At 51.0% G+C, this 26655-nt stretch carries 22 protein-coding genes; 16 read left to right on the top strand and 6 right to left on the bottom strand.

Annotated features, from left to right (window positions below; translation table 11 throughout):
• Nucleotides 1-69: 69 nt before the first annotated feature.
• From ABEW73_RS04120 to ABEW73_RS04095, 6 genes are all read left to right on the top strand, one after another.
• On the top strand, nucleotides 70-1023 hold the full coding sequence (locus ABEW73_RS04120; RefSeq protein WP_430161907.1) for an ABC transporter permease: 954 nt from the start codon (nucleotides 70-72) through the stop codon (nucleotides 1021-1023).
• Nucleotides 1024-1045: 22 nt separating this feature from the next.
• Nucleotides 1046-1939, top strand: a complete 894-nt coding sequence (locus ABEW73_RS04115; RefSeq protein WP_430161909.1) for a carbohydrate ABC transporter permease — start codon at nucleotides 1046-1048, stop codon at nucleotides 1937-1939.
• Between the two features lie 73 nt (nucleotides 1940-2012).
• Nucleotides 2013-3680, top strand: a complete 1668-nt coding sequence (locus tag ABEW73_RS04110; protein WP_430161911.1) for an extracellular solute-binding protein — start codon at nucleotides 2013-2015, stop codon at nucleotides 3678-3680.
• Nucleotides 3681-3782: 102 nt separating this feature from the next.
• Nucleotides 3783-4775: an N-acetylglucosamine kinase gene (locus ABEW73_RS04105; RefSeq protein ID WP_430161913.1), complete on the top strand. Its 993-nt coding sequence runs from the start codon at nucleotides 3783-3785 to the stop codon at nucleotides 4773-4775.
• Nucleotides 4760-6064, top strand: a complete 1305-nt coding sequence (locus ABEW73_RS04100) for a 6-phospho-beta-glucosidase (RefSeq protein WP_430161915.1) — start codon at nucleotides 4760-4762, stop codon at nucleotides 6062-6064. Before ABEW73_RS04105 ends, ABEW73_RS04100 begins: the two co-directional genes overlap by 16 nt.
• A 402-nt stretch (nucleotides 6065-6466) precedes the next feature.
• Nucleotides 6467-6985, top strand: coding sequence for a DinB family protein (locus tag ABEW73_RS04095; RefSeq protein ID WP_430161917.1), 519 nt, complete (start codon nucleotides 6467-6469; stop codon nucleotides 6983-6985).
• A 71-nt stretch (nucleotides 6986-7056) separates the two neighbouring features.
• On the opposite strand, the gene ABEW73_RS04090 is transcribed toward ABEW73_RS04095, so the two are convergent.
• A complete protein-coding gene (locus ABEW73_RS04090; RefSeq protein ID WP_430161919.1) occupies nucleotides 7057-8085 on the bottom strand; it encodes a LacI family DNA-binding transcriptional regulator in 1029 nt (342 codons plus the stop codon).
• A 325-nt stretch (nucleotides 8086-8410) separates the two neighbouring features.
• Between ABEW73_RS04090 and ABEW73_RS04085 the strand changes: the two genes are divergently transcribed.
• Nucleotides 8411-9460 carry a 2,3-butanediol dehydrogenase gene (locus ABEW73_RS04085; protein ID WP_430161921.1) on the top strand — a complete coding sequence of 350 codons (1050 nt, stop codon included), beginning with the start codon at nucleotides 8411-8413 and terminating at the stop codon, nucleotides 9458-9460.
• Nucleotides 9461-9567: 107 nt separating this feature from the next.
• On the opposite strand, the gene ABEW73_RS04080 is transcribed toward ABEW73_RS04085, so the two are convergent.
• Both ABEW73_RS04080 and ABEW73_RS04075 read right to left on the bottom strand, forming a co-directional pair.
• Nucleotides 9568-10572, bottom strand: coding sequence for a FecCD family ABC transporter permease (locus ABEW73_RS04080; protein WP_430162194.1), 1005 nt, complete (start codon nucleotides 10570-10572; stop codon nucleotides 9568-9570).
• 2 nt (nucleotides 10573-10574) lie between these two features.
• Entirely contained in the window at nucleotides 10575-11615 is a 1041-nt protein-coding gene (locus tag ABEW73_RS04075) for a FecCD family ABC transporter permease (protein ID WP_430161923.1), read from the bottom strand.
• A gap of 151 nt (nucleotides 11616-11766) precedes the next feature.
• Here ABEW73_RS04075 and ABEW73_RS04070 point away from each other — a divergent pair, with 151 nt between their 5' ends.
• The 3 genes from ABEW73_RS04070 (at nucleotide 11767) to ABEW73_RS04060 (ending at nucleotide 14124) form a co-directional block, all read left to right on the top strand.
• Nucleotides 11767-12783 carry an iron-hydroxamate ABC transporter substrate-binding protein gene (locus ABEW73_RS04070; RefSeq protein WP_430161925.1) on the top strand — a complete coding sequence of 339 codons (1017 nt, stop codon included), beginning with the start codon at nucleotides 11767-11769 and terminating at the stop codon, nucleotides 12781-12783.
• Nucleotides 12784-12951: 168 nt separating this feature from the next.
• Nucleotides 12952-13653: an RNA polymerase sigma factor gene (locus ABEW73_RS04065; protein WP_430161927.1), complete on the top strand. Its 702-nt coding sequence runs from the start codon at nucleotides 12952-12954 to the stop codon at nucleotides 13651-13653.
• A 96-nt stretch (nucleotides 13654-13749) separates the two neighbouring features.
• Entirely contained in the window at nucleotides 13750-14124 is a 375-nt protein-coding gene (locus tag ABEW73_RS04060; RefSeq protein WP_430161929.1) for a VOC family protein, read from the top strand.
• Nucleotides 14125-14279: 155 nt separating this feature from the next.
• Here the strand turns inward: ABEW73_RS04060 and ABEW73_RS04055 are convergent, their stop codons facing one another.
• Entirely contained in the window at nucleotides 14280-14423 is a 144-nt protein-coding gene (locus ABEW73_RS04055; protein ID WP_009595787.1) for a hypothetical protein, read from the bottom strand.
• 280 nt (nucleotides 14424-14703) lie between these two features.
• On the opposite strand from ABEW73_RS04055, the gene ABEW73_RS04050 reads away from it, so the two are divergent.
• The gene (locus ABEW73_RS04050; RefSeq protein ID WP_430161931.1) at nucleotides 14704-15468 is read left to right on the top strand and encodes an exodeoxyribonuclease III; all 765 of its coding nucleotides are present in this window, start codon (nucleotides 14704-14706) and stop codon (nucleotides 15466-15468) included.
• A gap of 103 nt (nucleotides 15469-15571) precedes the next feature.
• Here ABEW73_RS04050 and ABEW73_RS04045 read toward each other — a convergent pair whose 3' ends face one another.
• A complete protein-coding gene (locus tag ABEW73_RS04045; protein WP_430161933.1) occupies nucleotides 15572-16471 on the bottom strand; it encodes a LysR family transcriptional regulator in 900 nt (299 codons plus the stop codon).
• A gap of 144 nt (nucleotides 16472-16615) precedes the next feature.
• On the opposite strand from ABEW73_RS04045, the gene ABEW73_RS04040 reads away from it, so the two are divergent.
• Nucleotides 16616-17365, top strand: a complete 750-nt coding sequence (locus ABEW73_RS04040) for an SDR family NAD(P)-dependent oxidoreductase (RefSeq protein WP_076324406.1) — start codon at nucleotides 16616-16618, stop codon at nucleotides 17363-17365.
• A 251-nt stretch (nucleotides 17366-17616) separates the two neighbouring features.
• Nucleotides 17617-18807, top strand: a complete 1191-nt coding sequence (gene fabV, locus ABEW73_RS04035) for an enoyl-ACP reductase FabV (protein WP_430161935.1) — start codon at nucleotides 17617-17619, stop codon at nucleotides 18805-18807.
• Between the two features lie 564 nt (nucleotides 18808-19371).
• Here the strand turns inward: fabV and ABEW73_RS04030 are convergent.
• The gene (locus ABEW73_RS04030) at nucleotides 19372-20064 is read right to left on the bottom strand and encodes a GyrI-like domain-containing protein (RefSeq protein WP_430161937.1); all 693 of its coding nucleotides are present in this window, start codon (nucleotides 20062-20064) and stop codon (nucleotides 19372-19374) included.
• Nucleotides 20065-20158: 94 nt separating this feature from the next.
• Here ABEW73_RS04030 and ABEW73_RS04025 point away from each other — a divergent pair, with 94 nt between their 5' ends.
• The 3 genes from ABEW73_RS04025 (at nucleotide 20159) to ABEW73_RS04015 (ending at nucleotide 26634) form a co-directional block, all read left to right on the top strand.
• On the top strand, nucleotides 20159-20665 hold the full coding sequence (locus ABEW73_RS04025; RefSeq protein WP_430161939.1) for a GyrI-like domain-containing protein: 507 nt from the start codon (nucleotides 20159-20161) through the stop codon (nucleotides 20663-20665).
• 208 nt (nucleotides 20666-20873) lie between these two features.
• Nucleotides 20874-23498, top strand: coding sequence for a LuxR C-terminal-related transcriptional regulator (locus ABEW73_RS04020; protein WP_430161941.1), 2625 nt, complete (start codon nucleotides 20874-20876; stop codon nucleotides 23496-23498).
• A gap of 163 nt (nucleotides 23499-23661) precedes the next feature.
• On the top strand, nucleotides 23662-26634 hold the full coding sequence (locus ABEW73_RS04015; RefSeq protein WP_430161943.1) for an S-layer homology domain-containing protein: 2973 nt from the start codon (nucleotides 23662-23664) through the stop codon (nucleotides 26632-26634).
• The last annotated feature ends 21 nt before the right edge of the window (nucleotides 26635-26655 follow it).

The raw sequence follows: 26655 nt of genomic DNA, 5'->3' as shown, positions 1-26655 counted from the left end.
AATGAAGTGGCAAGCATCTCAGAGTTATGTTAATAAATCTAACGCAAAGTCAAAAAGGGGGAGATGCCAATGCCGCAAGCCGAGATCCATAGCAAGGCAGAGCCGCACAGGAAAAAGGGCCGGCTGCACCGTTTCCTGAAGCAATGGGATATTCAGCTCATGGTGCTTCCGGCTATGATGTTCATTCTTGTCTTCAGCTATATTCCGATGTATGGCGTGCTCATGGCATTCCAGGACTACAGTTTGTTCAAGGGATTTTTGAATAGTCCCTGGGTGGGCTTCAAGCATTTTGACATGTTTTTCGGAGCTCCGGAGTTTTGGACCATTATGCGGAATACCCTCGTCATTAGTGTGCTCAAGCTGTGCATCGGGTTTCCGGCGCCGATTCTGCTTGCGCTGATGCTGAACGAAGTGGGGAGACGGTCCTTCAAAAGAATCGTCCAGACCATCAGCTATCTGCCTCACTTCTTGTCGTGGGTCATCGTATCGGGCTTTGCGATTTCCATCCTGTCTACGGATAACGGCAGTCTGAACATCCTGCTGCAGAGTCTGAATCTGATCGACGACCCGATTAACTTTCTGTCGGAGCCGAAATATTTCTGGAGCATCTTGACCGTGACCAACGTGTGGAAGGAGATCGGTTTCTCATCCATCGTGTATTTAGCGGCTATCGCGGGCATCAATCCCCAACTGTATGAGGCAGCCTCGATTGACGGTGCAAGCCGATTGAAGCAGATCTTCTCCATTACGATTCCATCCATTATGCCGATCATCGTTGTATTCTCAATTCTGGCCATTGGCAATTTCCTGAATGCAGGCTTTGAGGACATCTTGCTGCTGGCGGGCAATCCGGTATTGCGGGATGTCAGCGATGTGCTGGACACGTATGTGTACCGGATTGGCATTCAGAACAGCCGTTTCTCCTACGCGACCGCGGCAGGCCTGTTCAAGGCCATCATCAGCGTAGTGTTACTGGCCGGGGCCAATTACTGGGCCCGCCGATCGGGGAACAGCCTATGGTAGGGAAGAAGGGGGAGAGATTCATATGAGGCTGTCGAACGGAGATCGGTTGTTCGTAGGCATCGTCTACGGCTCGCTGGCTTTGCTTGCATTTATTGCGCTGTATCCATTCTGGAACGCTGCTGTCATCTCGTTTAACTCGGGGACCGATACGATGCAGGGCGGCATTACATTCTGGCCGCGCGAATTCACGCTTGAGAATTATCGTGTGGTGTTTAAGGATAAGCGGCTGATTGACGGGTTCATTATCTCGGTGTTTCGCACGGTAACGGGCACCCTGCTCTCCATTGTGGCAACCGCCATATTTGCCTACGGTATTTCGAAGCGTGAATTAATGGGACGCAGCTTCTATATGGTAACGTGCATCGTGACTATGTATTTCAGCGGCGGTCTCATTCCAAACTACCTGCTCATTCGGGAGCTGGGTCTGATGAACTCGTTCTGGGTTATGGTCATACCCGGCATCATCAGCGTATGGAATATGATCATCTTCCGGACGTTCTTTAAGGGCATCCCGCCCGGACTCGAGGAGTCGGCTCATATCGACGGTTCATCGAACTGGGGGGTATTCTTCCGAATTGTGCTGCCACTCTCAGGTCCGGTCATTGCGACGCTGTCGCTGTTCACGGCCGTATACCACTGGAATGACTGGTTCGCTCCCAGCATTTATATATCCAATGCGGATCTGCTGCCGATCCAGACGAAGCTCCAGCAGATACTCAATGCCAATATCATGATGGAGCAGATGCAGAATATGGACGCTGCTGCGCAAGGCCGAATGAGTGCAATGAAGGCCGTGACCACCAAGTCGTTGTCCATGGCAACCATGATGGTGGCAACCGTTCCGATCCTGTGCGTATACCCGTTCGTTCAGAAGTATTTTGTTAAGGGTGTATTGATCGGGTCTTTGAAGGAGTAGTTCAAGTCAGGCCCGCAGGAGGGTTTAAAGCGACAGCTTTGACCATAGATGAATCGTGAAGGGAGCACTGGGAATGAAAAAAGGGGAAAAGAAGCTTCTGTCTGCCTTGTCAGTCACACTTGTCATCGTTATGGCTCTAATGGGGTGTTCGGGTTCAGGTGGCAATACCGCAAGCCCGAAGAGTGATAGTTCAAGCTCGCAAAACAATGAAACACCAGGCACGGGGGATGCCTTTGGGCTGGGGGAGAAGCCGCTAGAGTTCTCGTTCTACGGCCATTATGACTGGTATACGATGCCGGATTGGGGTGCAGATCTTGCAACGAAGTGGATCCAGGAGAATAAAAAGGTCAACGTCGTGCCTGTCAGCTCCGGCGGCGTTGCCAAGAACAAACTCAGCACCATGATTGTGTCCGGGGAATTGCCGGATGTCATCTGGATGGAACCGGGAGCGGAGGTCGAGAAGCTGCGTTCCGAGGGAATGCTGGTGTCGTTCGACGATTATTTGGATAAATACCCAAACTTAAAAAAATGGGCCGGAGAGTCCACCCTCGAATTGCTTCGTTCTCCGGACGGGAAGCTGTATCAGTTCCCGAACTGGTATACAACGCAGCCCAACGGCAACGCCGGTTATCTCGTCAATAAGAAGATTTACGAGGAGCTGGGCTCGCCAAGCCTGGAAACGCCGGATGATCTGTATGCTTATCTGAAGCAAGTAAAGGCAAAGTATCCGGATGTTGTACCGCTGGAGGTAGGCCAAGCGGCCGCGGGTGTGGACATCATGGTTTCCGCATTCGCTGAGAATCGTCCTTATACGTTCAACAGCATGATTGCCGTACCGCAAGGGGATCAACTCGTATCCTTGTTCACGGACCCGGTCTATCGGGAGCTGCTGCAGTATATGGGCCGTCTGTACCGTGAGAAGCTGGTCACTCAGGATGCCTTTACACAGAAGCTGGAGCAGGTTGAGCAGAAGATTCTGAACGGAAAAGCAGCGGTTTATGTGGCATCCAGCCCGACGGAGTTCGGCTCCAAAGGCAATAATCTGCTGAAAGCGCAGGACCCGGATGCAGGTTACATTATGGTATGGCCTGTACACAAAGCGGAACTGGATCGCAATAAAATTTACCCGGGCGATTACAAGCAGCTTGGCTGGAATGTCAGCGTAATTACGAAAGCGGCCAAAGATCCTGAGGCGATCTTCGCGTTCCTGGATTGGTTCACAGGTCCGGAAGGCCAGCGTACGATCATGTGGGGGCCTGAAGGGCTGTACTGGGATGGAACGGATGAAGAGGATATGCCGTTCTTCACCGATAAATTTACCAGCGATGCGAAAGGCCGCGATGAGCTGATGAACGCCACCGTCAACTTCCAATGGAGCGGCAACACGGTGTACGTGGACAACTCCAAGATGAAATTCGAGTCCACGCTGCCGCCGGAGAAACGGAACTTTGAGACGTATTGGCAATCCGAGATTACCTGGAAGACGCAGATGAATACAACGGAATACGTCAACCTTGATCCTGCAGGCGATTCGGAGGAAGGCATCATTGCGCAGCGTGTGTTCGAAATCTATGAGCAGGCCAGAGCAAAAGCGATTAGCTCAACCTCCTCCGACCAGGAAGTGCTCTCACTTCTGGACAAGGCAGAGGCGGATGCACAGAAGGCGGGTTACGATAAGCTGTTAAAGTACAAAACAGCGAAATGGCAAGAGAACAAAGAGAAGATGGCAGCATCGAAATAAACGTCATGGCAGGAAGCCGCCTGATTTGAAGGATCCCAGCCTTACAGCCGGGAGGTTTGGCGGGGCGGCTTCCTCAGCCTGGCAGCATAGGAGAGATCATACTTGAACTATTACTTGGGAGTCGACGGCGGAGGGAGCAAGACCCTGGCCGTTGTGGCGGACGAAACGGGACGAATTGTAGGGAGGGGCATCAGCGGCTGCGGCAATCATCAGCTTGGCGCAGCCCTCGCGGAGCGAAGTATAAGACAAGCCGTGGATGAAGCACTCGCACAGGCGGAGCTGGAAAGAGAGAGCATCGCCTGTGCCTCATTCGGGCTGGCAGGAGCCGACCGCGAGGTGGATTTCCGCACCCTGCGGCCCATGATCGGCGGCATGGGTTTCAAGAAACATCAGATCGTATGCGATACCGTCATTGCCATGAGAGCTGGCACAAGACAGACGGACGGGGTCGTTCTTATATGCGGAAGCGGGACGAACGGTTATGGTGTGAATGCGGTGGGAGAGGAGATACAGATCGGAGGATTCGGTTATGCATTCGGCGATTTCGGCGGAGGCGGTGATCTGGCCGTCGAGGTATTTCGAACGGTCGTCCGTTCATGGGAAGGCCGGGAGAAGCCGACTTTATTGACTTCGCTCACGCTGGATGAACTTAGCTTCGGAAGCGTGGAGGAGATGTTCCATCGATTTTTGGACGAGGGCAGAAGGGCGCCGCACACGCTGGCAAAGCTGTTGTTTCAAGCAGCGCCGGCAGATGAAGCCGCCAGAAAGATACTGGCGAGGCAAGGGCTGGAGCTGGGTAAGGTCGCAAGTGCAGTTATTCATAAGCTGGGTATGGGCCATGATGCCTTCGACGTTGTGCTGGCAGGCAGTGTGCTGACCCGCGGCGAAGGAGATTATGTCGTTCCGTATATCGAGGCTCAGGTGAGTGCAGCCGCACCGAAGAGCCGATTGCGCATATTGACCCTTGAGCCCGCAGCGGGTGCCGTTCTGCTCGCAATGGATGAGAACGGCGTCGTACCGGGCGCCGCCATGTATGAGCGATTGCATCACGAACTTGCAGTAAAGGGGAGGAATATGGAATGGGCACTGGATTGAAAGTGGCTGTTATTGGGGGAGGCTCGTCCTATACGCCCGAGCTGATCGAAGGTTTCATTCAGCATTACGAGTCGTTTCCGGTGACGGATATCGTGTTGGTGGATATACCGGAGGGTCATCATAAACTCGCCATTGTTGGCGGGCTGGCCCAGCGGATGGTTGAGCGAAGCGGACTGCCGATTAACGTTTCCTTAACCCTGGATCGTAAGGAAGCGCTCAAGGATGCGCATTACGTATCGACCCAGGTGCGTGTAGGGCTGCTGGAGGCCAGAGGCTGGGATGAGAAAATCCCGTTAAAATACGGAATGCTCGGGCAGGAAACAACCGGAGCCGGCGGCATGATGAAGGCTCTTCGTACAATCCCGGTGCTCCTGGATATATGCAGGGACATGGAGGTATTGTGTCCTGATGCTTGGCTGCTTAATTTCACGAATCCGGCCGGCATGGTTACGGAAGCGATCATAAAGCATTCCAGCATCCGCTCCATCGGATTATGCAATTCCCCGATCGCCGCTTACAAATGGCTGACTGGACTGTATCAGGTGCCTGCCAAACGCATCTACTGCGAGTTTGCCGGGTTAAATCATCTTCACTGGATCAGCCGGATCGAGATTGATGGAGAGTCGAAGCTGGAGGAGCTCTTGGAGGCAGGAGGAAGCTATTCAGCGAGCAATGTACCGCAGCTTGCCTGGAATGATACACTCATTCGGGCAATCGGCGCGATTCCGTCCTATTATCTGAAATATTATTATCTCCACCGTGAGATGCTCGGGGAGCAGCAGGCTGCCGCGGCCAGAGGTGAGACAAGAGCCGAGACGGTCAAGCGTCTTGAGGATGAGCTGTTCGAGATTTACAAGCGTCCGGAGCTAGCGGAGAAGCCGAAGCAGCTGGAGCAGCGCGGCGGTGCTTACTACTCTGAGGCCGCTGTCAATCTGATGAAGGCTATTCATACGGACAGCGGCGAAATTCAGACGCTGAACGTTATGAACGGCGATACGCTGGAATTTTTGCCTGCGGATGCCAACATTGAAGTAAACTGCGTTGTCACGAAGAATGGTGCGGTTCCGGTCCCGATCAAGCGAGTGCCTGATGCTGCCGTCGGCTTGATTCAAGCGGTGAAGACCTACGAAAGCCTGGCCATTGAAGCGGCGGTGACGGGAAGCAGGGAGAAGGCGCTGCTCGCGCTTAGCGCTCATCCACTCACCGATTCCGTCGGTGTCGCAGAAGCCATGCTGAATGAAATGCTGGAGCGGAACTGCAAATATTTGCCGCAATTTTTCAAGAGTTGATAAAAGTTGTAACCGGTTATGTTCTTATGTGACGTAACCTGTTACAGCTTTTTTGCATGTGAATGATTCCAATGCCATTAGACAGGCAGATTAGATAATTCGCAACAATATTGCGTTATTCATTGAGTTTAGGCCGGAATTTTCCGTATATCCTCAGCGCTGTTATTGTCGGTTTGTTTGTTCCGATTGTGTTAATGAAATCGAGGGGGGGAACAGGGTCGAGGTGTGTAGGCCATAGTGTAGGCATGTCAGGCATCATATATGTTACTATAGGATCAGGTTATTATCAGGAGGCGTTCGAGATGAAAACAACAATCGTTCACGGGCAAACTTATATGGGGATTAGCGCATAATTGCCCTTAAACTGCGTGCTTCCCCGTCTATGAAAAGGGGAACGATGATTTGAAAACATGGATATTGCGGCAGTATGATTACCACGTATGGGCAAACCGGAAGGTTTGCGAATATTTGCAGGGGCTTTCGGAAGAGGTATACCGCAAGGAGATAGTCAGTGTGTTTCCATCCATTTATGAAGCGATGGTTCATATCTATGTCATTGATTCCGGCTGGCTGTCGTTTTTTAATGCGGGCGGAGTCTCGGAGGTGTCACCTTTGTACCTGGAAAACCTCAAGGATTCGATCGATCGGCTGATTGCGGAGACGGAAGGCAAGCGAATCGAAGAACTGGGGCATCTAATGGACGATCTGACGGTGCGCTTCAGGCTGTTCATCGAAGAGCATGAGAATCTGGAAACCGCTTATCCGTCTGGAGACTTTAAAGCCAGCTGTCTGGATTATATCCAGCATATGGTCAATCACGGGTCGTACCACCGAGGGAACGTAACCGCCATGCTCCGACAAATCGGACATCCGGGTACGCCTACCGACTACGGCTATTACTTGTATACCTTAAGTCATTAAGCGTACATGTCGCATAATGGGAAAGAGCCTGGAACTTTTTGTTCCAGGCTTTCTTTATTTGTCGGCTCATCCTAGTCGGTTGTTGCGTTTCGTATAACGGACACGCTGGATTCCCTGACGATGAGCCTCGGTTCAAATTGTATGCGTTCGTATTGGCCGGACGTTTGCTCGCGAAGCCGCTTGAGCAGCAATTCCGTAGCCAGCCGGGCTACTTCATCGCCCATGATGGACACCGAGCTGATCTGAGGGGTCGTGACGGTGGTCCATACATTGTTATCGATGCCGACGACGGCCACATCATCGGGAACCCGGACCTTCAGCTCTTTAAAACGGTTGACGATGCCGATAGCAACCATATCGTTTACCGCATAGATAGCGTCCGGCATATGCTTCAGGCCATAGAAATAGTCCGCTGCACGAACTCCTGTTTCAAACGAGAAATCCTCCCCGAAATAGACAAGCGACGGATCGACTTGCGTCAGCGACTGCTCATATGCCCAATACCGCTCTTCGATTTTATCCTTGGGCGCACCGGCATAGGCGATTCGGGTCCGCCCGATTTTCAGCAGATGCTCCATAACAAGCCTGCCCTCCTGTCGTGCCAGGCCTACGATATCGGCTCTATACTCATCTCCCAGCTGTTTCCCGTAATTAATAATTGAGACGGGGAGGCTCGATTTGTTGATCAGGTCGCCCAGTGTTTTGGGATAAGCCAGCGGCATGATAATCAAGCCATCTACGTGCAGCTTCTTGATATCTCTGACGATTTCAAGCTCGTTTCGGGCATTCCCGGCTGTGTTGATCTGAACGACTCGATATCCGTGCTGCTTGGCGGTCTGTTCCACCGACCAGGCGATTTCCGGGATGATCGCATTTCGGATGTCAGGCACAGCCAAGGCGATTTGATTCGTCTGACGGACCTTCAGGCTTTGAGCTGATGTATCCGGACTAAATCCGATTTCATCGATTACCTGCAAGACCCGTGCTTTCGTTTTCGGACTGATTCCCTTGCTGTTGTTGATGGCTCGCGACACGGTTGCTATGCCAACACCCGCTTTTTTGGCGACATCTTCAATCGTCACTTTTTTGGGATTCACCATATTCAAAAGTCCTCTCTATATCGGAAACGTTTCCTGTTCTTGTTCTGATTTGAGATCTTAATGGAGCAATATCTATATTATACCATTAAGAATACCTTGAAATCATGGAACACCTCGGCAAAGAAAAGAGGGGCGGGAAGCAGTGTCATATACATTGCTGAAAATGACTGGAAAAGTGGAGGAGCTTTGATCTCGGGCTGTCCATGACTTTTCATACATTGTAGTCAATGTTGTTTGACATATTGTCGATAATGTGACATATTTGATTTCGGAAACGTTTCCTGTTTTGTTTTTATTTTTTCGAACCCATAAGGAGATGAAGACAATGCAAGCATTGCGCTGGCATGGAGTAAAGGATCTGCGTTTGGAGACCATTGCGGAGCCGCAAGCAACGAGTGGAAAAGTGAAAATCAAGGTTGAATGGTGCGGGATTTGTGGTAGTGATCTCCACGAATACGTAGCCGGACCTATATTTATACCTGAGAATACGCCTCACCCCCTTACTGGAGAACAGGCTCCGGTGGTAATGGGCCATGAATTTTCCGGCCAGGTGGTAGAGGTTGGCGAAGGCGTTACGAAATTCAAGGCTGGTGACCGCGTGGTTGTTGAGCCAGTATTTGCATGCGGAAAATGCGCAGCTTGCAGACAAGGAAAATACAATCTGTGCGACAAAATGGGCTTTCTCGGCCTTGCCGGCGGTGGCGGCGGATTCTCCGAATATGTAGCCGCGGATGAGCATATGGTTCATAAAATTCCGGACAACGTCTCCTATGAACAAGGGGCTTTGGTAGAGCCTTCGGCAGTCGCCTTGTATGCCGTACGCCAAAGCCAGCTGAAAGCTGGGGATCGGGCGGTCGTATTCGGTGCGGGGCCGATCGGTCTGCTCGTCATCGAAGCATTGAAGGCAGCAGGGGCGTCCGAGATTTACGCAGTGGAGCTGTCTGCTGAGCGTAAACAAAAGGCTGAAGAGTTGGGGGCTATCGTCATTGATCCCAAGGCTTACGATGTCGTAGAAGAACTTCATCGTCGTACCGGCACCGGGGTAGATGTAGCATTCGAAGTAACGGGTGTTCCGCCTGTACTGAATCAAGCAATCAACTCTACGAAGATCGGTGGACAGATTATGATTGTCAGCATCTTCGAAACCTCTGCTCCGATCGTGCCGAATGACATCGTGATGAAGGAGCGCAATATTACCGGAATCATCGGTTATCGCGACGTATTCCCGGCTGTCATCAGCCTGATGGAAAAAGGATTCTTCCCTGCGGATAAGCTGGTTACCCAGCGGATCAAACTGGATGAGGTTATTGACCGGGGCTTTGAGGCTTTGCTCAAAGAGAAGAACCAGGTGAAGATTCTGGTGAGGGCTCACTAAACATAGCACCGCAGTTACACAACCGTTAGCGCATGACACAAAAGAACGGCGATTTCCTCCTGTATGTACCGGGAGGCAATCGCCGTCTTTTTGTTATACTCGTTCAATTAATCCTTGATCAGCAAATATATAAAGTAGGGCGCTCCGAGACATGAAACGACTAATCCTACAGGGATCTCGGAAGGGGCCATCAGGTTCTTGCCGATCATATCAGCCACAAGCAGTACAAGAGAGCCGAGAAGTGCAGAGACAGGCAGCATTCCCTGATGACGGGGCCCCACCAGTTTTCTGGCCAGATGAGGGGCAACAAGTCCCAGGAACGCGATGCCGCCGCCAACGGCCACGCAGGCGCCTGCCAGGGCGACGGAGATGAACAGGAGCGTTCTTCGCTCGCGCTCCACCGTAACCCCAAGCCCAGCTGCCGTATGGTCTCCCAGGTTGAGCACATTCAAATTTTGCGATTTATATACCGCCCAGGGAACCAGCAGAAGGATCCACGGAAGGATCGCATAGACATACTCCCAGCTTGCTCCCCAGATGCTTCCGGACAGCCAGATGGTGGCCTGCATGAAATTGTTAGGGTCCATCATCAGCTGGAATACGATAATAAGCGCTCCGAAGGCCGCGTTGATGCCAATCCCCACAAGTACCAGCCGGATCGGTGTTACGCCTTGCTTCCAGGCTATTGAATAAATCAGAAAGGCGGCAAGAAATGCACCGACTAACGCGGCAAAAGGCATGATATAGACCGACCATATGCCGGAACTGAACGAGCTGCCTTGAAAATAAAAGATGTACAGCACGACAGCCAGTCCTGCTCCAGAATTAATGCCGAGAATGCCCGGGTCTGCCAGCGCGTTTCGCGAAACACTCTGCAGAATAGCGCCGGAGACGGCGATTCCCGCACCGATCAGGATGGCAATGACCATGCGGGGTAAACGAAAGTGCACGAGCACGGTATAGTTCTGCTCAGATCCTGTCCCGTTGAAAGCTTTTATTACCTCAGCGAGCGGGATTTTCATGGTTCCCATATTCAAGCTAACCGAGAACACGGCTGCAATAGCCAGCAATAGGATCATCGAGACGGACATGACTTTTCTTCTCGTATTCATCATTACAGCCCTCTCCCTTCGCGTCGTGCAAGGTAGAGGAAGAAGGGAACGCCGATGATCGCCGTAATGGCACCAACAGGCGTCTCAAACGGAGGGTTGATCATCCGCGCCCCTACATCGGCAAACACCAGCAAAAGTGCTCCCATGACAGCGGAGCAAGGGACGATCAGTCGATAGTCGGGACCTACGATGAAGCGAACGATATGCGGGATGACAAGCCCCACGAATCCGATCGTTCCGCCCACAGCTACCGCTGCGCCCGTGAGGAGCAGCACAACGAGCGTGCCTAGGAACTTCACGGTTCCCGTTTTTTGGCCAAGCCCGGTAGCGACCTCTTCGCCCAGGCTCATCACGGTAATGGATCTGCTGAGCGCCAGCGCGAGCAACAATCCGATAATGGCGACAGGGATGAGGAGCTGCACGTTCACCCATTGCACGCCCGACACGCCTCCGGCATACCAGAAGCTGATATCTTTGGCAACGTTAAAGCGGATGGCAATGGCTGAGGAAATCGAGCTCAGGAGCGCGGTTACGGCTGATCCGGCCAGCGCCAGCTTGACAGGCGTCAGTCCCCGCTTGGATAACGAACCGATGAGAAGCACGAGTCCGGCCCCAAGGCCTGCACCGGCAAAAGATAGCAGCATGAGCACGGTAATGGACGGCGACTCCATAAAGGCAAACCCAATCGACATCATGAAAGTGGCACCTGCGGTGACTCCCATAATGGAAGGGGAAGCGAGCGCGTTCCTTGTCATGCCCTGCATGATGGCTCCGGAAACGGCCAAGGAACCGCCGATCAGCGCAGCTGCCAAGGCCCTCGGCATGCGCAGTCTCTGGATAATCTGGTGCGAGGTGGAATGGGGATCGAAATGGACAAACGCCTCCCATATGGTGGACAATTGGATGTTCGACGCACCATAGATAATCGAGGATGCCATAGCGGCAGCGAGGAGGCTAAGCCCTAACAGAATGAAGGCCGCAGCTGTTTTGGGGCGGTAGATTGATTTTGCAGTTGTTTTGTTCATGGGCTGATTTGCTTGCATAGTCACCTAAACCTTTATGTTGATAAAAAAATTAAAATAACGTATTGTAATTGATAATGAATTTCATTATCATGGTTATTATTATAGCACTTCATCACAAGATTGCTAGTGATCTATGCAGAAAAAATATACATAAAGGGGACCTATAACAATGAGTCGGTTCAAGAAAAAAATATGGATAATCGCAGGACTATTGGCAGCTTTCACGCTGCTTGCAGCTTGTGGAAATAGCAAGGACGCAGCTGGGAACGAGCCAACGGAGGCGCAAGCACCAAGCGAGCAGAACGGCGGCAACCAAGCCAAGCCAGCTGAAGGAAGCGCAGAAGCCAAGACAGAACGGACACTGACAGACGCCATGGGCCATGAGGTGAAAATTCCGGCTGAGCCGAAACGGGTGATTGCTTCTTATTTGGAGGATAACCTGGTGGCGTTGGGCATTCCCCCGATCGCGCAGTGGTCGGTCAAAGGCGGAAACGTCCAGGATTATCTACAGGACTCATTGAAGGATGTGCCTACGATTGAGCATGATCTTCCCTTTGAAGCTGTAGCGAGCTTCCAGCCGGATCTATTGATCATGGACTCGGCTTCTATGGTAGAAGGCAACAAGTACAGCCAATACGAGAAGATTGCTCCAACCTACGTCATCGGCAATGAGGTCAATAACGATTGGCGCGAAGAGCTGAAGAAAGTGGGAGAAATCTTTGGCATGGAGGAGGAAGCGCAAGCGGCTCTCGATAAATACGAGCAGAAGGCAAAGGATGCCAAGGAGAAAATCCAGCAATCGATCGGCGGTGAATCTGCTGCAGCGATTTGGCTTGTCGGCGGTAAATTGTTCGTCGTTAGCGAGACGTTGTCCAGCGGTGCCGTCATGTACGGTGACTTGGGTCTCACAGTTCCTAATGTGGTGAAGGAAATCTCGGCATCGGCTACGGGCAACTGGTCATCCATTTCCCTGGAGAAATTGGCGGAACTCGACGCGGATCATCTGTTCTTTATTAATAGTGACGGCGAAGGGGCCGAAGTGCTTCAGGATCCGCTCTGGGCGAATATTCCGGCTGTTAAGAACGGCAACATCTATGAATATGGAAAAGATACGAGCTGGTTGTATACCGGCACGATTGCCAACAGCCAGATCATTGATAACGTGCTGAAGAGTTTGGTGAAATAAACGCTATCAGATTGAACGCGCAGCCGTCTTCCCGGTGTTGATCGGGGAGGCGGCTGTTTTGTTTGGATACTTTAACCTGCGATTTTGCGGATTTGGGATATTGCACATGAAATTTGAGCAGGAAAACATCAGCGCCCCGAGAACTAATTAGGGAGGTGGTTGACTGCTATGCCAGAATATACGCTGGATTTGCCCGGTCTGCAGACCAGGCTGCACAGATATTGCCTGCATGTGACCAGGGACCCTTGGGAAGCGGAGGATCTCTTGCAGGAAACGATGATTAAAGTGATGCGGACGATTGAAACAGAGCCGGAAAGGGCGTTATCCAATGCCTATTTATATCGCATAGCGAGTAACGCTTGGAAAGATCGAGTGAAGAGGGATAAGTCCAATCTGAATGTTTCCGAGGATGTGCTGCAGGACAAACCCGGCGAGGATGGCGGCTTATCGACCAGGGAGCTTCTGGAGACATTAGCGGATCGGTTATCCTCACGGGCGATGGTTATTTTGCTGCTGATGGACGTTTTTGATTTTACGGCCAGGGAAACGGCTGATTTTCTCTCCATGTCTGAAGGGACTGTACAGGTGTCGCTCGGACGTGCGCGGACAAGGCTGAAGAAACTGCATCAGTTACAGCACGCAGGCATTGAACCTAAGCCGCAAGAGAGAACCCGGGAGGGGACAGCCGCTGGGCTGGATATGGACGCGCTTGTGGATGCTTTCCGGAGAAGAGATCCCAAAGCGATCTGTGCTTCATACCTTCAATTGACGAAGCTGCGGTTCAGAATCAGCGAATTGAGGCGGGTTCGCGGCATCCTTGCATTTTATATGGAGGATCCGGACGGCAATGTGTGGCTGATTACAGAGTGAGGACATTTTTTCAGAGCTTTGTTTGGTTTTTGCAAGAAATATCGTTTCTTATATGTTGGAACACAACCAATCTCAATATAGGGAGGAGGATGGAGATTGACCAGACCCCCATTGTACGGCGTGGGTATTTTTGTACCAGTGAGTGATTTAAAGCGTTCAACGGCATGGTATACCGAGATGCTGGGCCTCGAAATCATTCACAAGGATGAACCCGATGCTATCGTCATGAGAATGAACGATGAGAAAGTGAGCTTTTGTCTAGTGCGGTCCTATGAGGTGAAGCAGCCGATTTTTCCTAAAAATGATTATGGTGTAGGACAGTACTTTAATATCCACACCACGGATGTTGGCGGGATGCATCGGCAGTTGAAAGCCAAGGGAGCAGATGTGGGAGATATTGAGGATTTTGATGGATTCCAAGGCTTCTCGTTGACGGACCCGGACGGCAACCGGTACGGCGTGACGGCGTAGCGAAACCAACGACAGCGGTACAGGAATAGAACAGATAAGGTGTCACTCTTAGTAAAAAGAGCAGGATATCGCAATAGCAAAAAACACCCGTCGCTAAGCAAGGAGGGTGTTTTTGCTGTTTGATTGTTTATGGAATGCGCATCGGCGATAATCCGCTATTCCTGATCCCGACAGTGCTCCTCGGCCGCCGAAGTGAACTCTTCCTCATTCTCGGAAGCAAGCTTGTCCCCGTATTGGTCCAAACGTTCAGGACTGCTGGAAGGACCGTCGTTCTTAGGTTTGCTGTTTCTGCCTGTCATGCAGTATTCCTCCTTATGTGGGGTTTTCATCGATTGCGGGCGTACGAATGATCGCAGTTCGCGAACGTTTATGTTGTTCCTGATTTGGCGCGGGATTATGCACGTAACCACAACTTCGCTCCATGACTTGTGCCTTCAGTCATGAGTTGTTGATGAAGTTATGGTGAAAGCGCCCGAAGCTGCTTGTTCGTTCCGGCCGTGACGTGATACCATAATAGAATTTAGAAGATTCATAGATTCAACACGCTAAAACGATATGGATACCACGGAGGTTGCATAAATGAAGCTAGTGTCATGGAACGTCAACGGATTGCGGGCCTGTGTAACGAAGGGCTTTATGGATTATTTTCAACAGGCGGATGCCGATATATTTTGCGTGCAGGAGACGAAGCTGCAAGCCGGGCAAATTGAGCTTGAATTGGGGCCGGAGTATCAACAATATTGGAACTATGCAGAGAAGAAGGGATATTCGGGAACGGCGGTATTTACGAGAATCGCACCACTGTCCGTACGCTATGGTCTGGAGGAGGACAGCGAGCCGGAGGGCAGAGTAATCACGCTGGAGTTTGAGGACTTCTATCTTGTGAATGTATATACGCCGAATGCGAAGCGTGACCTGAGCAGGCTGGATTACCGGCTGGAGTGGGAGGAACGGTTCCGTACTTACTTGCTTCAGCTTGACGAACACAAACCCGTGATTGTATGCGGGGACATGAATGTGGCGCATCAGGAAATCGATCTGAAAAATGCCAAGTCCAATCATGGCAATTCCGGCTTTACGCTGGAAGAGCGGGGCAAAATGACCGATCTGCTGGGAGCTGGCTTTATCGATTCCTTCCGTTATTTCTACCCGGATCGCACGGATGTATACAGCTGGTGGTCGTATATGGCCAAGGTAAGGGAGCGGAATATCGGCTGGCGCATCGACTATTTTCTGACGTCTGCCCGTTTAACCGAGAAGCTGAAGGATGCCGAGATCGACTGCCGTGTGATGGGAAGCGATCATTGCCCGGTGAGTTTGACGCTTAGCGAGTCATTACGTTAATACAGATTTTTCTGAAAAAGCCAACCGGAGAGCAGGGGACTGGATAACGGTCACGATCCTACTTGTCGGTTGGCTTTTATATTTGGGAGCGCAAAGGCTGCATTCATCCTATCTGATGCTTCAGCTTGTCCAGAAAGATCGAGGCTGGCTTTGACAGATGGTGGGTTCCGGGCTGTACCCATCCGAATGAGGAAGCAGCGTGGCCGGGGGGCATCTCCAGCTCCAACGTTACGATGTTTCCCGAAGGTATGGGAGTGAAGCTGGAGAAGGACAAGTCAACCCCCACCGTAACCGCTACATTCTCTTCGACGACCTTCTGTATGACCCTCGTCTGGTTGGTTGAGAAGAGCAAATCCATTTGCCCGTATTGCTCCTCGAATGCATCCATCAGCTTGAACAGATTGTCATCCTTGTAGAGAACCAAGGGGTATTTGCGCAGTTCTTCCGGCGTGATCGATTGCCGCATGGCGAGTGGAGATTGACGGCTGACCCCCACCACGAACTTGCTCTCCAGCAGCTTGCCGAAGTGGAGGCCGCGGTGTTGATGAATGATGGAATCATCCACAAATATCAAACCGATATCCGCATGATTTTGCTTGATATCCTCAATAATATCAAGAGTCGCTTTTTCCGTAATTTCCAGTTTGATCTGGGGAAAGTCCTTTTTGAACTGGATAATGGCATCAATGGACAGCGTTAAGGGTACCGGCACGGTAGCAATCCGCAATGATCCGCTCAGCAGGTTGGAATATCCCTCCGCCTCTGATTTCAGCTCCTGAAATTGTTCCAAAATGGCATAGGCTTTCTGGAGGATTCGCTGGCCCTCGGCTGTGGGTACGGCACCAAGCCGCGATCGGGTAAACAAGGAGAAACCGAACTCGGCTTCCAGGCTGGACACCGCTTGGCTGACAGCAGAAAGGGTAACGTTGCAATTCTGGGCTGCTTTGGTTAACGATCCTGCCTTGGCCGTCTCCACGATGTATTCCAGTTGTTCAAGATTCATATGACCTCATCCTTAATTTGAAGTTAAGTAATATTAATTAGGTTTAAATTTACTTAAATATAACCTAGCGTTACAATGAACACAAGGACATGGACACAAAATGTTCAAATAATAACGCTATTTTACCCTAGGAGGTCATTGATAATGTCAGAACAACGTGTAGCGGTAATTACTGGTGGAGCGAGCGGAATCGGTCGTCAGGTCTCCCTTAAATTTGCAAGAAAAGGCGATCGCGTCGTCGTAGCCGATTATAATGAGGCTGCCGGTCAAGAGACGGTGGACATGATCAAAAAAGAAGGCGGCGAAGCCACTTTCGTTCAAGTCGATGTTTCCAAACAAGAAAGCGTCGAGGCGCTTGTTGATAAAGCGGTTGAGTTATATGGCCGTATTGATGTCATGCACAACAATGCAGGCATTGGCGGAGCTGGACCGGTCCTTGAGCAAAATATGGATCTCTATCACCGTACCATTAACGTGAATCAACACGGGGTAGCTTACGGTATTATCGCAGCAGGCCGAAAGATGAAAGAGCTCGGCATTAAAGGCGTAATCATCAATACAGCATCTGTATTCGGATTCCTGGCTTCACCCGGAACGTTTGCTTATCACGCTACAAAAGGCGCCGTCATTATGATGAGCAAATCCGCTGCGCTTGAACTGGCACCATACGGCATTCGCGTCGTTGCCGTTGCTCCTGGAGCAGTTGATACACCGATTATCCAAGGTTATAAAGATTCTGGGATGCTGGATTCCATGAGAGCCAAAGTCATGGGCGGGGAATTGACGCAGCCTGAAGTTGTCGCGGATACTGTGTATCTCGTGTCATTGGATGAAGCTGCTGCGATTACAGGCAGCGTGGTCATGGCTGACCAAGGCTATGCTTCATTCAAATAATTTAACGGCCATATCATGGATTGCTAATTAAACGGCCATATCAGGTTGCTAATTATCGGATAAAACTCTAAAATAACCTCTCTTTTGAATCGGTGCTGGCTGCAGCTACCATGATTCGAAAAGAGAGGTTTTCTTGGTTTTCCTGTCAAAAGATTTCCTCTCTCCACAAAAAACAGTTAAAATAGAAAGGAAATTTAAAAGACCATACATATGGTGTCAGACGACGAGTACTGGAAGAGAGGTATATAAATATGATCATTAAACCTAGAACACGCGGATTTATTTGCACAACGTCCCATCCTGTTGGCTGCGAAGCCCAGGTTCAGGAGCAGATTGATTATGTGTTAAAACAGCCTGGCATCGAGGGGCCCCGCAATGTGCTGGTCATCGGCGCTTCAACAGGCTACGGCTTGTCGGCCAGAATTGCTGCCGCATTCGGCTCCCGGGCCAATACTGTAGGTGTGTATCGTCCTAGCCAGGCAACCGAGAAGCGGACCGCTTCGGCGGGCTGGTATAATTCGGTCGCTTTCGAGAAGGCAGCGGAGGCCGCAGGCTTAAAATCGTTCAGCGTGACGGGAGATGCTTTCACGCAGGAGACCAAAGCCAAGACGGTTGAGCTTATCCGCCAAGAGTTGGGCCAGGTTGATCTTGTGGTGTACAGTGTTGCCTCGGCGCGCCGTACGCTGCCTGAAACCGGCGAAACGGTCAATTCCGTATTGAAGCCGATCGGACCAGCCTATACCAACAAGACGGTAAACTTCCATACCGGTGAAGTAACGGAGGTTACGATCGAGCCCGCTACGGAAGAGGAAGTGAAGAACACCGTTGAGGTGATGGGCGGCGATGATTGGGAGCTGTGGATGAATGAGCTGGCAGAAGGCGGCGTACTGGCTGAAAAAGTCACAACGATTGCGTTCTCCTATATCGGCTCCGAGATCACCAAGGCAATTTATCGGGATGGATCCATTGGACAAGCCAAGGATCACCTGGAGGCAACCGCGTTGAAACTGAACGAGAGGCTTGCAGATGGAGGCGGACGTGCTTACGTGACAGTAAGCAAAGCGTTAGTTACCCAGTCCAGCTCGGCGATCCCGGTTGTTCCGTTGTACGTATCGGCGCTGTACAAAGTTATGAAGGAAAAAGGACTTCACGAAGGCTGTATTGAGCAGATCTACCGTCTCTTCGCGGATCGTCTCTATAACGGACAAGAAACGCCCGTGGATGAGAAGGGCCGTATCCGTATTGACGATTGGGAGCTTCGTGATGATGTGCAGTCTGAAGTTGCGGAATTGTGGAGCAAGGTTACGAGCGAGAACATCGAAGAACTGACTGACCTTGCAGGCTATCGCCGCGAGTTCTTCCAACTGTTCGGCTTTGAAACCGACGGCGTGGATTATGATGCGGATGTAAACCCTGTGGTAGACAATCCGAAAGCCATTTAATAATTAAGCCCCGGCCAACGTGAGCCGGGGCTTGTTTTTTAACTTCGGAAGGAGCTCTGACGTCCGCTTCTCCTCTGTAACGATCGGGAGTCAGCGGACCGTATAGCCGCTATTTGCGCATGAAATCGTGTTTTGGAGCAAGAAGCGGACTCAGGAGACGTTATCTGCTTCAAAACACCCGTTTTTTGCAAGGTTTCCTGTACTTAGCGTCTCCTGAGTCCGTTTACTTCCTAAATAGCCGGATATATCAAAAATAAGGCCTGTGGAGTCCGCTTCTCCACAGTAACGATCGGGAGTCAGCGGACCGTATAACCGCTATTTGCGCATGAAACCGTGTTTTGGAGCAAGAAGCGGACTCAGGAGACGTTATCTGCTTCAAAACACCCGTTTTTTGCAAGGATTCCTGTACTTAGCGTCTCCTGAGTCCGCTAACTTCCTAAATAGTCGGATGTATCAAAAATAAGGCCTGTGGAGTCCGCTGCTCGTATATACTGTCGATTAGTTCAGTTGAACGCAGTGTATGAGGGCAAGTACTGAAGTACGGATTCTGGCTGTAAGCCTATTTTATACGGTTAGAGGAACGTAAATTTGAGCCAAAGAAGCATGAACGGAGGCTCTCAGCTCCAGGCAGTAGCGTGTCGGGTTCGGCGTAAGACCGCGTTGTTTCAGCTGCTGGAGAACGTAGGCATAGGATTGATCAGTATCCTCCCTGTTGGAGTGCCCTTCATGCGTATACATTGCATACTCCTGCGTTGGCAGGGTTAGACTCACCATGCGTTCTGGCATATCACGGATCGTTGTTACCTCCATCCCGGCCACATAATGATAGATCTGCTGCCGGTTTAATACAGCGGCGACATATTGGGGTTTCGATGTTCTCCGCAAATATGGAATTTCAGCCTTACGGTGCTCAAGCTCTTGCCACAGCTTTGGTTTGAGGGCATGCGACATGTAATAAGCCGTAAAAGGGATTTTCATTTCCAGGCCAACAATCAGGGTCTGCGGCTTGATAATCCGCTGAATGGACTCCCTTGTTGGCTCCGTGCGCGCTCGCTGCTGGCGTGTGTTCAGGATTGAATAACCACCGTTCTTTCCCTCATGGGCATACAGGGGAACACCCAGATGGGACAGCTCATGAAGGTAGCGGAGCATTGTCCGATACGAAACCGAGAATTCCTCAGCTAACTCGCCCACCGTGAAGTTTTGCCGTTCATATACCCGCTGCATGACCTTAAGGATTCGTTCAGTTTTGGGCATGATTTCGCTCCTACGATTTTTTTATACTGTGACAGTTTCTGGCATAGTTCAAGTATATAATGAATTTAAAAATATGAAAAAGGAGCATATCCCCATGACGATCAATCAACGAAACGAAGCAAAAATCATGAGCAAGGATGCCTTCCAAGCAGTTGGACTGAAGTGGGAAGGCACGTTTGCCGAGGCCGGTGCCGGAGGGATACGCGCGGTGCATCGAACGCTGCAGGAGCGGCTCGCGGAGATCCCCCATGTCTTACATACCGATACGCTGTTGGGGCTGTCGTATCATGCGTTTCCTGATGGAGAAGGATTTATCCATTATGCGGTCGTGGAAGTGGAACGGGTCGACGAAGTTCCGGACGGGATGGTTACGATATCCGTCCCTGCTTTAACCTATGCCACTTGTGCTCACCGGAAAGAGCAGAGCATCGATCAATCCTATAACAACATCTATGCCTGGATCAAAGAACAAGGTTACTCGGAATATAATCCGGATCATTTAACCCACTTCGAAAAATATCCGATGAGTCAGGATCCGTATGCGGATAACCCTGAATTTATCATTATGATTCCCGTTCAAACCGACCAGGCGGGGAAATAATAAGTATTTGACAGCCGCTCCGAAAGTGAGCGGTTTTTTTCTTGGACAGATGAACTTTGTCTACTTGACTGACCGGTTGACGAAATTGAAGCTTTCTAGCTCAGATTGTGGAATGGTAGAATAGTACAGAAATGATGGATTAACGTGTCTGGGCCATGCCATCAGGTTAAGTCCTAACGTCAAATTTAAGGTGATATGGAGGTTTATGATGATAAATGGGACTGAGCTCGGTGCACAAGAGCCGCTGCTGCACTCGAAATTAACCGTTCCAAGAACGGTATCCACCTTAATTCCCCGGCCGCGTCTGAGTGAACGGCTGATGGATGCCTTGTCGGGCAATGTGACATTGATCTGCGCTCCGGCGGGATTCGGAAAAACGACGCTTGTCAGCGAGTGGCTGCTGCAGCATGGTAAACAGGCCGCCTGGGTGTCGCTGGATACCGGGGATAATCAAGGCTCCCGCTTTTGGAGGTACATATCGGCTGCGATAGCAGAAGTGCTTCCCGCTTACTGGGAAGAGGTCAAACCAGTGCTGCCGCTGCTGCATACGGAAGGGTATGAGCAGGGGCTCATCGTGTGCTTGAATATGCTTGGCAAGCTAGACGAGGAGTTGATCCTCGTGCTGGACGATTTCCATGTGATTCAGAACGAAATACTATCAGCGTCATTTTCGTATTTTGTCGACCATTTGCCAAGGGGAATCCATGTTTGCCTGATCAGTCGTACAGAACCTGGTTTCTCTGTAGCCCGTATGGAAGCAAGACAGCTCGCCAGCAGACTCCATACCGAGGACATGCGGTTTACAGAGAAGGAGGGTGCGCAGTTCTTCCAGAGCACCGAGTTATTGCTGAACGAAGAGATGTCCTCCGCACTCGTTAGAAAAACAGAGGGCTGGATTACCGGCCTCAAGCTTGCATCTATTGCCATGCGGCGGCAGGAGAATAAAGAACCGTTTATCCGTCATTTTGCAGGGGACAGCCGTGAGGTGAAGCAATATTTGTTCGAAGAGGTGTTCTCGGCTCAGAACGATCGAATGAAGCAGTTTCTGCTAACCAACTCGATCCTGAAGCGGTGGAATGTATCCCTGTGTATGGCTGTGTCCGGGTTTGAGGATAGCCGGGAGCTAATCGAATCGATAGAGCGTTCCCACCTATTCATAGTGGCACTGGATGATAAGGGAGAATGGTTCCGATTTCATCATTTGTTCTCGGAATTTTTGCAGAGGCGACTTGAACAGGAGAAACATGTTCATAAGGAATTGTTATACAAGGCAGCCGGTGATTGGTGCAGTGAACAACGCCTTGCGGAGGAAGCCGTTGAGTATTACTTGCAAGGTCAATATTATGAGCAGGCCGTATTGCTGCTGCGCGAGATGACTTCCCGCGTCGTGGATTGGGAATGGTCGAATCTGCAAAAATGGTTATCCGTGATTCCCAGCGATATTTTGCTTCAGCACCCGGTTCTCTTTTTCTCCTATGCCAACTCGCTCATTGCCGAGGAGTCGGGGGATATTACGGAGGGAGAGGAGCTGCTGCATCAAGCGGATGCCTGGTATGCCGAATCCTCTGGAACATTGAGCGAGGTGCTGCGCCATGAATATTTGGCAATGCTTCATTATGTGCGCGGAACGTTAATGGTGTTTGGGCGGAATGATCTGAAGCTCGCCAAGCAGGAATACGAGCAGGTTGTGCGATATGCCCCGAATGGGATCAAAATGTTGTTTGGTCAACCGGAGAAACCGCTGCAGCCGATCACGGTAAAAACTTATAAAATCGGCCGCGGTCATGCCTCAAAGGCCATTGCAGCACCGTACACCATGCAGATGGCAGAGGTGTACCAGGCCGTGAATCCGATTTTTCTGGGGAAATTATTCCTTAATCACGCCGAAGTGCTCTACTACTGGAATGATCTATCGGCGGCAGCCGATTATGTTTCCAAGGCGATGACGTGGATCGGACAAAATCCAAACCGGCCCGAGCATGATCTTGTGGCGAGCTGGATTCTGCAAGCGAAACTCAAGGCCGCCGAGGGTCATATGCTCGAAGCTCTGGAACTGCTTGAAGGCGGGCAGCGGCGGATGAAGTGGATGGACATCCCCCGGGGGATGGAAATTTTACACCTGGAGGGCATACGTCTCCAAGTACAATACGGCGATCCGGCGCCTGCACTGGTTTGGGGCGAACAGTGCCAATTATCGAGCCGGGACAGGGTGTCTGTCTTTGAATTATTTGATTATCAGCTGTTTGCCCGCGTTCTCGTTCTACAGGGCAGATGGGATGAAGCCGAAGAGCTGTTGGATCGGCTGCTGTACCTTGCGGAGAGTGAGATGAGACCGATCGATGCTGCTGAAATATTATGCATTACGGCCGTCATGTTACAGTCCAGGGAGGAGCAGCGCAAGGCGCTGATCCAGCTTGAAGAGGCACTGAAGGTATCGGAGGCCAATGATTTTACCCGGATCTTTCTCGATGAAGGTGCTCCGGTTTTGGAGATGCTTCACGAATTGATCCGCGCGAAGCAGCAGGGGCGATACCGGGGGAAGGATTCCGCATCTCTTTCTTTTGTTAGATCGATTCTTGCCGCAGCGGATGGAATGGCCGAATCGGTGAATTCCCCGCTGGAGGCTCTGCTCACGTCAAGGGAGATGGATGTTTTTCAGGGATTGCTGGACCATCTGAGCGGAAGGGAAATTGCGGAGAAACTGAATGTTGCCTACGAAACGGTGAAGACCCACAGGAAACGGATCTATAGCAAATTGAATGCGGCCAATCTGAGTGAGGCGATTGCGCAGGCCGAGAGGCTGAGCGATCCCAAGAGAACGAATAAACCCTGAACTAGATCCGATTCATCATTTCTCCACCTCATCTATCCCCCTTCAGGGGGATTTTTTGTGTTACGCGTTGCCTTACAATGAATTCGGAGCGCACAAATAAAAAGGCAGGTCTATTTAGTGAATGGGAGGTTAGAAGTTGAAGTCGATGTTCAGGAGAAGTTTTATGAGTATTCCAAACGGCTATAAATTCATGATGATACTGCTATGCAGTCTTTTGCTGTTGCCGCAGAGTGCCTTTGCGGCTGTACCGGACTATGAGAATAAATCCGAGATCGCCCAGCTTAGCGGTAAAGTGGTAGATTTAAAGTCGGGTGATTTCAATCATGACGGTCATTTGGATATTGCAGTGGTGACGGAGGATATGAAGGTCCATCTAGTCTATGGCCAGGGGGATGGTACATTCGGACCTCCACAAAGTCTGCAGGTTCTGGGGACACCGCATTCACTTGAGGTCGATGATTACGATCAGGACGGGAATCTTGACTTTCTGATCGGATCGCAAATGGGGACTTTTTTATGGTATGGGGAAGATGACGGCCACTTTCGTGATACGAGAATACTCTCATTGATGACTTCACAGGATATCACGGTCGTTGACGTGGATGGAAAGCCAGTCATTATGATGATTGGTTCCAATCAGATCACCAGAGTTCAGATTGCAGCAGATAGAACGTTTACCAATGTCCAAATCCCTCTCTCCCTAGTCGGGAGTAAATTGACAACCATCACGAATGAAGCCATAGGCACAGTGGATTTGGTTGTTGCGAGTCCCATGCTGGGCCTTAATCGATATAAAGGGAACGATTATACTCGGAGCGAGATCTTCCATATGGTACCAGGCAATACCGTGGATCTCATATCCAGGGATATTGATGGTGACGGACATGTCGATATTATGGCACTGAATGATATATTAGGCGTTTTCTTCTATATGAATGTTGGGGATAATACGTATAATCTTCAGCAGCAGCCTCTGGTCACGGGTCCTCAAAAAGTATATGCAGAGGATGTGAACGGGGATGGCCAATCGGAAATCATGGTTGCGACGGGAAAAGGAGTTGACTTGTATTCCAGGGAGTATGCATCAGGCCAACTGAATTTACTGTGGCAAACGGAATTGGTCGCACAGGGAAATGGAACACACCGGGCCCTTGTCGGGGATTATGCAGAGAATGGAACGCCGGACCTCATTGTATCCTCCAATCAGACCCTGTATATCTATAAGTCCATTGCCATGCAGCCAGAGCCGGGAATGCTGAGGCTGGAAGCGGCTGATTATACGGTTTCGGAAGACGGGTTCGAGGTGCAGGTGAAAGTGATACGTGAAGGAGGCAGCCATGGTGCTGCAGCTGTTACTTACCATACTGCAGACGGAAGCGCCAAGGCGGCCAAGCATTATACGGCAGCTTCGGGAACGCTCTCCTTCGCCGATGGAGAGCTTGAGAAATGGATTGAGATTGAAATTCTAAATGATCATATCCATGAAGGGGACCGTGAATTTTATTTGAATATTGCTGCAGCGCCAGGTACAGTCGTTGGCAGCCCCAACCAAGCAGTTATCACGATTACAGAGGATGACCCGCTGCCAGACACGGAAGCTCCGTTATGGCCTGCCGATGCGGAGCTGATCGCCTCTGACGTTTCGAGCGACTCCGTCAAGCTGTCCTGGCCTGAAGCCACGGACAATGACGCTGTTGACGAATATCGCATTTTTAACGGGAATGATGCTGCACCGGCAGCAACCGTAACGGCTGATACTTATTCCTATGAAATGAACGGTTTGATGGCCGATACATCGTATGCGCTTAGCGTCCGTGCCTATGATCGGGCCGGGAATACGAGTGTGCCGCTTCAGACGACGGTTCGGACGCTTCCGGATCTGGATCCAGGACCTGATCCGGATCAGGAGGCCCCGGTATGGCCAGAGCTCGGTCAACTGACCATATCTGACGTTAGCACAACCTCGATGAGATTATCCTGGCCGCAAGCGTCGGATCATGAAGAGGTTTCAGCATATCGGATATACCGCGGGGATACCGCAGATACGCCGGCAGCAACGGTAACCGGCAGCACGTATTCCTACACGGTGGACGGTTTATCCCCGAATACGTCCTATACGTTTCGGGTAAAAGCATATGACCCTGCCGGAAACGGTAGCACACCGCTCGAGGCAACAGCGAAGACACTTCAGCTCTCTACGCCTCCAGCCCCAAATCCGGGAGGTAATCCAGATCCGGGACCGGCGAACCCGATCCCGTCTACACCTACGATTCCTTCCGATAATGCCTTGCTTCATACATTCACTATTGGAGCTGGGGAAGCCGGGAATGCGTTGAAGCTGAGTCCCGACTTCTCGCCGAACGTGTTCGCGTATCGTGCCGAGACGGAGGCATCAGAGATTCAATTCGATCTCACTGCCGCCCATAACAAAGCAAGCATTACCGGACCTTGGGACAAAGACGGAAGGATCACATTAAAACCTGGGGTGAATGTCATAGAGATTAAGGTAAGCGCTGAAAGCGGCAAGGTGAATACGTATACCCTAACCATTGTCCGCAGTGTGCCAAATCCTGAGCCGCCGATTAGGCCCGAGCCACCTCAGGCTGCAGAAGTTTTTCGTGATACGGAAGGACACTGGGCGCAGGCTGCGATTGACGAAATGGCAAGCCGCAGGCTCGTCAAGGGCTACGCTAATGGCATGTTTAAACCGGATTCCTTAATTAGACGGGATGAATTCACGGTTTTGCTGGTTAGAGCGCTGGGGCTGCAAGGTGAAGGCCAATATCCATTTAAAGACGAATCCGACATCCCGGAATGGTCAAGGGAAGCGGTAGGGCTTGCAGTACAGGCAGGGATGATTCAGGGATATCAGGACGGGCGATTCCAGCCTGCAGGTGTTATCACAAGAGCGGAGTTAACTGTCATGCTGGCTAAAGCGTTAGGTTTGGAACCGCTTCAAGGTAACCCTGCCAAGTTTGCAGACTTGGCGAGTTTTCCAGCCTGGGCAAAAGGTTATATCGCCGCCGCATATGCAGAAGGTCTGGTAAGCGGTCGGAGCGGCGGGAAGTTCGAGCCGGATGCCCCGGCCACCCGGGCAGAGGCTGTGGTTATGCTGCTGCGTTTGCTGAACAAGTAACATCCACGACCTGGTCGGTTA

Source organism: Paenibacillus lautus, from assembly GCF_050482385.1.
Taxonomy (GTDB): domain Bacteria; phylum Bacillota; class Bacilli; order Paenibacillales; family Paenibacillaceae; genus Paenibacillus_AQ; species Paenibacillus_AQ lautus_B.
The sequence above is the reverse complement of the archived record's forward strand: the minus strand, read 5'-3'. Positions and strand labels throughout refer to the sequence as shown.